Consider the following 1265-nt stretch of genomic DNA (forward strand, 5'->3'; position numbering starts at 1 on the left):
ATATTAGCCTATTAAAAGGAATGTATTTTACAACGAATGCGACTAATTTGTATGTCAATGTTTTAAATAATAGCATAGCCATTATCTAAACAAAGAACAAATAGATGAAGAATGTATGACGAATATCACAGAGAGATAACGATAAGGTATCAAAATTAAAAATGTGAAACCAAAAATACATGATCGGTAGCCACTAAAGGCATGATATCAATGGTGGAGTTCGGTTATTAATCGCAATATATACATTCAGATTGAATCCAGGATCATGTGAAAGTGAGAATGAACGCTACATTATACATAAACAGATGTTATCACATGCTCTGCTACCTTGCGGGATGATCTTTGGCTGCATATGAAAAGAGATAAGAATCATTGATTTCTATAGATTGACTTTTCAGGTCCCTACAGTTTTTGCTTTACCAAGTCCTCTGGTTCTCCACCTTCACTCCATTCCTTTTTTCAGCAGCAAATGATCATCCGTTTATTTTTCCTTAAAGCAGGGATCAAAATTTGCTAATAAATTAAAAAACCGAGCCTTTTGGAGGCTCGGTTCACTGATAAATAGTTTCACTTTGTGCAAGTTTCTCAATTTCATCAGAATTATAAAAATGATATCCTTTTGCCGTCGTTTGGGCCGCAGCGTACATTGCAGCAGCTACTTTGTTTGCATTTATTGCACGATATGGACGTACAGGACCCACAAAGACATATTTAGCAAAAGTACTTATCAGCCCAGAAATCTTTTCACCTGCCCTGAATTCCTGGCGTTCTCCAAGTAATAAGGAAGGGCGGAATATATGTACAGTATTCAATTCCAAGTGTTGTAGTGTTCCTTCTACATCGCCCTTAACACGACTGTAGAAAAACTTTGATTTGGAATTCGCTCCCATTGCAGTTATGACGAGTCATTTTTCAACATTGGCTGTCTTTGCCATTTTAGCTGCTTCGATAACATAGTCATAATCCACTTTACGAAAAGCTTCCTTCGATTTAGCCTTTTTGATCGTAGTACCCAAACAAATGAAAACATCGCTGACTTTGAACAAATCGGAGTACTTGGATAAATTATTGAAATCCACCACATGGCCTATGCACTTGGCATCCGTTATTTTCATTTCGCTTCTTGTCAGTAAATGGATTCCACTATAGATTTTGCTGTTGCTTAGCTCTTTCACCAACTGGGTGCCGACTAAACCTGTAGCCCCTAAAACCCATGCCGTCTTATTAGTCATGATTCCCTTCTTTCTATAATTAGTACCTTACTA

Annotated in this window: 2 protein-coding genes; both read right to left on the minus strand. The window is 37.2% G+C overall.

Going from position 1 to position 1265, the window contains the following annotated elements:
• Window positions 1–551: 551 nt before the first annotated feature.
• On the minus strand, window positions 552–818 hold the full coding sequence (locus tag ACFVSH_RS26755; protein WP_387708852.1) for a Rossmann-fold NAD(P)-binding domain-containing protein: 267 nt from the start codon (window positions 816–818) through the stop codon (window positions 552–554).
• Between the two features lie 87 nt (window positions 819–905).
• Complete coding sequence (locus ACFVSH_RS26760) at window positions 906–1232, minus strand: NAD-dependent epimerase/dehydratase family protein (RefSeq protein ID WP_387708853.1); 327 nt, start codon at window positions 1230–1232, stop codon at window positions 906–908.
• Window positions 1233–1265: the final 33 nt, after the last annotated feature.

The organism is Peribacillus sp. NPDC058002 (assembly GCF_042886655.1).
GTDB lineage: Bacteria > Bacillota > Bacilli > Bacillales > DSM-1321 > Peribacillus > Peribacillus aracenensis.

Bases quoted from the DNA above. Each gene is read 5' to 3' on its own strand.
- ACFVSH_RS26760 (WP_387708853.1), bottom strand. From the start codon at position 1,232: ATGACTAATAAGACGGCATGGGTTTTAGGGGCTACAGGTTTAGTCGGC.